The 4,414-nt window shown below is 71.6% G+C and carries 5 protein-coding genes; all 5 read right to left on the reverse strand.

Features of this window, described 5'->3' with window-relative positions; genetic code table 11:
* Positions 1–818 (reverse strand): ankyrin repeat domain-containing protein (locus tag B7767_RS41830; protein WP_179167543.1); only part of this gene is annotated, 818 nt, incomplete at its 3' end.
* A complete protein-coding gene (locus tag B7767_RS41835) occupies positions 818–1,264 on the reverse strand; it encodes a nuclear transport factor 2 family protein (RefSeq protein ID WP_085576397.1) in 447 nt (148 codons plus the stop codon). The genes B7767_RS41830 and B7767_RS41835, both read right to left, overlap by 1 nt.
* Before the next feature lie 91 nt (positions 1,265–1,355).
* Positions 1,356–1,823: a nuclear transport factor 2 family protein gene (locus B7767_RS41840; protein ID WP_107486644.1), complete on the reverse strand. Its 468-nt coding sequence runs from the start codon at positions 1,821–1,823 to the stop codon at positions 1,356–1,358.
* Entirely contained in the window at positions 1,820–3,043 is a 1,224-nt protein-coding gene (locus tag B7767_RS41845) for a low temperature requirement protein A (protein ID WP_085576398.1), read from the reverse strand. The genes B7767_RS41840 and B7767_RS41845 overlap by 4 nt, the downstream gene beginning before the upstream one ends.
* A 212-nt stretch (positions 3,044–3,255) precedes the next feature.
* A partial coding sequence (gene glgA / locus B7767_RS41850) for a glycogen synthase (protein ID WP_085576399.1) occupies positions 3,256–4,414 on the reverse strand: 1,159 nt, incomplete at its 5' end.

A 4,414-nucleotide genomic window follows, 5' to 3' on the forward strand; every position in this document is an offset into this window, starting at 1 on the left:
CCGTCCTGGCGGACCAGGTCGGCGGTGATGCCGGCGTGCCCGTTGTAGACGGCCTTGTGCAGCGGCACCGCGCCGAAGGTCGGCTCGACGGCGTTGACGTCGGCGCCCGCGGCGAGCAGCAGCCGCACGATCTCGGTGTGGCCGTCGCGGGAGGCGACCAGCAGCGGGGTGTGGCTGTCGTTGAAGCCGCCCAGGTCGGGGAAGCGTTCGTCGACCTCGGCACCGCCGTCGAGCAGCTTGCGGACCCGTTCCGTGTCGCCCTCGGTGACGGCGGCCATCAGCTCCTGGCGGCCCACGGCCTCCTCGTCGCCGCGGCGGCGGGCGTCGAGGTGCCGCTCGGCCTCCAGCAGCCGCTCCTTGCCGAAGGTGTTGACGTTCAGCTCGTACTCGAAGTGCTGCTCCAGCGAGAAGCCGTAGTGCGTGTACACCTTCAGGCTCGCGCCCCGGTCCAGCAGGTACCGGGCGATGTCCGGGAACTTGTACCAGAGCGCGTCCATCAGGGCGGTGTGCCCGGTGGTCGGGGCGACGGCGTCCACGAACGCGCCGGCCTCGACCAGGGCGCGCACCACGTCGAGGCTGCCGCCCTGGCAGGCCTTGTGCAGCGCGGTGGCGCCGGCCCGGCGGTCCGCGGTGAGCACGTCGGCCCCCGCCGCGATCAGGACCCGTACGGTCAGGACGTCCGCCTGGCCGGCGGCGATCATCAGGGCGGTGAGGCCGGAGGCCTCGTCGCGGGTGGCGGGGTCCGCGCCGGCGTCCAGCAGCCGTAGGACCCCGGTGGTGTCCCGGCCGCGCACGGCGGCGATCAGTTCGGTGCTCATCAGGCGGCCGCCTTGTCCGTGGTGTCGCCGCGCAGTGCGCGGATGATCTGCGACGGGTCGGTGTACGACTTCCAGCGGACGATCTTCCCGCCGCGGACGGAGAGCAGCTGGATGAATTCGATCTCGAATTCGACGCCGGTCTCCCTGACCACCGAGACCTCGTGAATCACTCCGGCGGCCTGCGTACCGTCGACCACGAGGTTGGTCAGCTTCTCGAATTTCACCTCGACGGCCTCGGTGAAGATCTTCAGGGTGTCGAGCACGGCGTCCCGGCCCCGGTAGGAGCCGATCCACTTCATGTCGTCGTTGTAGCCGGGCACCGGCGTGTAGTTGATCCACTCGACGTCCTCGGCCAGCGTGTCGAGCGCGGTGTCGAAATCGCCGCCGGAAAGCGCGTCGAACCACCGCTGGGCGACTTTCCGGGTCTCTTCGGTGAGGTCACTCATCACGTCTCCTCGGCAGGAATTCGGGAATCATCGAAAATGATTCGCGGACCGCCGCCGAAGCGGCAAGGAAAGGGGTGCCGACTTCCTGACCTCAGCCCTGCCCGGACTGCGCCTCGGCGGCCCGGGCGAGCAGGTGCTGGTTCCCGTCGGCCCAGGTGGCGGTCATCTCGACGCCGCCGATGCGCCAGCCCTCCCCGGTGCGCGCCAGGTCGAAGCGGTACCTGCCGCCGAGGATCCACAGCGGGCCGCCGTGCTCGTTCGGCATCCGGTGGGTGGCCTGGAACATGGCGGTGGCCACCGCCGTGTCGCCCTCGACGTCCACGAGGAAGTTGCCGAGCAGGTGCTGGGTGGTGGTGAAGCTGCCCAGCAGCCCCGACCAGGCGCCGATCAGCTCCTTGCGGCCGAGCACGGCGGGCTCGCCGCCGTTGAGGCTCGTGTAGTCGAGCCGGATCTCCTCACTGAACACCTCCGCGAGCGCCTCCCAGGCGCCCGAGTCGATGTACCAGGCCATACGGGTGCAGGTGTCGATGACGTCCAGGCGGTCGGCCACGGAGCTCATGGGCGGGATACCTCCAGTTGTGCGGGTGTACGGACGGGGTCGGTGCGGTGGACGAGGTGGCCCATCCGGCGGGACCAGCGGTGCTCGCTGATCACGGCGCTGACGATGAGCAGTCCGAGCAGGGCCACTTCGACGACGGCGGCGAACAGGTGGCCCAGGGGAACGGCGGCGATGCCGAGCAGCGCGGCGGCGCAGTGGAAGCGCTGGGGTCCGATCTTGAGGATGCCGTGGAACCACGCGATGCCCGCGAGGTAGAGCGAGACCCCCAGGGCCAGGGCCACTCCGGGGGCCAGGGCGAGCGGCTCGTAGGGGGCCGCGATGGTCTTCTTGACGGCCGCCGCGATGAGGATCAGCCCCAGCAGCATCGGCACGTGGGCGTAGAAGAACGCGGACAGCGCCAGTCTCGACCGCTGGTGCGCGTCCTGGCACTCCAGGGCGTGCTCGGCGCGCCGCGCCTTCTCCGACTCGTCGAAGTAGACCCACCACAGGCAGGCGGGGATGACGAAGATCAGGACGGCGGTGGTGACCATGGACAGGCCGGCCTGGGCGCCGTCGCTGCCGATGCCGAGCGCGAGGAACGAGTCGCCCAGCGCGATGATCATCAGCAGCCCGTGCCGCTCGACGAAGTGGCTGGGCCGCAGCTCGAAGCCGGAGACCCCGGTCACCATGGGCGCCACGACCTCCAGCAGCACGGCCCCGGCCCACAGCGCGTACACCACCGGCCCGTCCAGCAGCCCCGCCACGATGAGCAGCAGCGCGACCACGAGGTGGAACGGCGCGATGCTCAGCATGTTCCGGGCGGCCTTGGGCCCGCCGAACGCGAACAGCGCGGCGTGCACGGAGACGATCAGCAGATAGCCGACCCCGAAGGCGACGCCGTCGCCGTCGAAGGCGTTGGGGGTCGCCAGACCGAGCACCAGGAACGAGGCCATGCCCAGCAGGAGCAGCAGCCGGTGGCGCTTGCGCTGCGGCGGCAGGTGGTTGGTCAGCCAGGCGTAACCGCCGTACATCCACCACAACAGCCAGAAGATCAGCAGTACCTGCAGCAGGCCCCGGGGGGTCATGTCCCGGCTCAGCAGCCGGGCCAGCTGGGTGAAGTTGAAGACGAAGGCGAGGTCGAAGAACAACTCGAGCGTGGTGACCCGGGTCCCGCCCTGCGGGTCCGCCGGGCCGCCGCTGGCGGCACCTTCGGTGCAAGAGGTTGAGGGCGCATCCGACATGCCGGCGAACGTAACGGCTGCCCGGGTACGCCGGTCAACGATCCCGCCACGACTCCAAGAGGTCGCCGGAGCGGCCCCACCACCCCGGGCGCCGACGGCGGAACCCGGCCGTCCCACCGCCACGGGGGCCGGGAGCGGAACCGGGAACCGGGGCCCGGGACCGGAGCGCCGGAAGGGTCCGGATCACCGGAGCCGGGGCCGCCCCCGGCTCCTCACGCGCCGAGTACGTGCCGGTAGACGGCGTGCACCCGTTCGGCGACGCGGTCCCAGCCGAAGGACTTCTCGGCCCTGATCCGGCCCGCGACGCCCATCGCCGACGCCAGGTCCGGATCGGCGATCAGCCGGTTCACGGCGGCGGCCAGGTCCGAGGCGAACCGCTTGGGATCCAGCGGGGTCCCGGTGCCGTCCTGCTCCTGCTCGACCGGGACGAGCAGCCCGGTCTCGCCGTCCGCGACGACCTCGGGTATCCCCCCGGTGGCGGTGGCCACCACCGCCGTCCCGCAGGCCATCGCCTCCAGGTTGACGATGCCCATCGGCTCGTACAGCGAGGGACAGACGAACACGTCGGCGTGGGTGAGCAGTTGGCGCAGGGAGACCTGGTCGAGCATGCCGTCGATGCGGACGACCCCGCCCCGCGAGCGGCCCAGCGCCTCGACCAGCGCGGCCGTCTCGGCGGCGATCCCCGGCGTGTCCGGCTGGCCGCAGCACAGCACCAGCTGCACCTCCGGGTCCATCTCGAAGGCGGCGCGCAGCAGTTGGGGCAGCCCCTTCTGCCGCGTCACCCGCCCGACGAACAGCACGAGGGGACGCTCCGGGTCGATGCCGTACCGCCGCAGGGCGGCGGTGTCGTGGTCGGGCCGGTGCAGGGCGGTGTCGATGCCGTTGTGGACGACGTGCACCCTGTCCGGGTCGATGTCGGGGTGGACGCGCAGCACGTCCCCGCGCATCGCCTCCGAGACCGCGATCACCGCGTCGGCGTGCCGCAGCGCGGTGCGCTCCACCATCGAGGAGAGCGCGTAACCGCCGCCCAGCTGCTCGGCCTTCCACGGGCGCAGGGGCTCCAGGCTGTGCGTGGTGACGACGTGCGGTACGCCGTACAGGGTGCGGGCGAGATGGCCGGCCCCGTTGGCGTACCAGGTGTGGCTGTGGACGAGTTCGGCTCCCGCGCAGCCCGCCGCCATCTCCACGTTCGCCCCGAGGGTGCGCAGCGCGGCGTTGGCGTCGTCGCCGAGCCGGGGCTCGCGGTACGCGGTCACCCCCTCCCCGTCCCGGGAGCCGCCGATGCAGTGCACCCGCAGGTCCACCAACGGCCTGAGCGAACGCGCGAGTTCGGCGACATGGACTCCGGCGCCGCCGTAGATCTCCGGCGGG

This window comes from Streptomyces sp. 13-12-16, assembly GCF_002114215.1.
Taxonomy (GTDB): domain Bacteria; phylum Actinomycetota; class Actinomycetes; order Streptomycetales; family Streptomycetaceae; genus Streptomyces.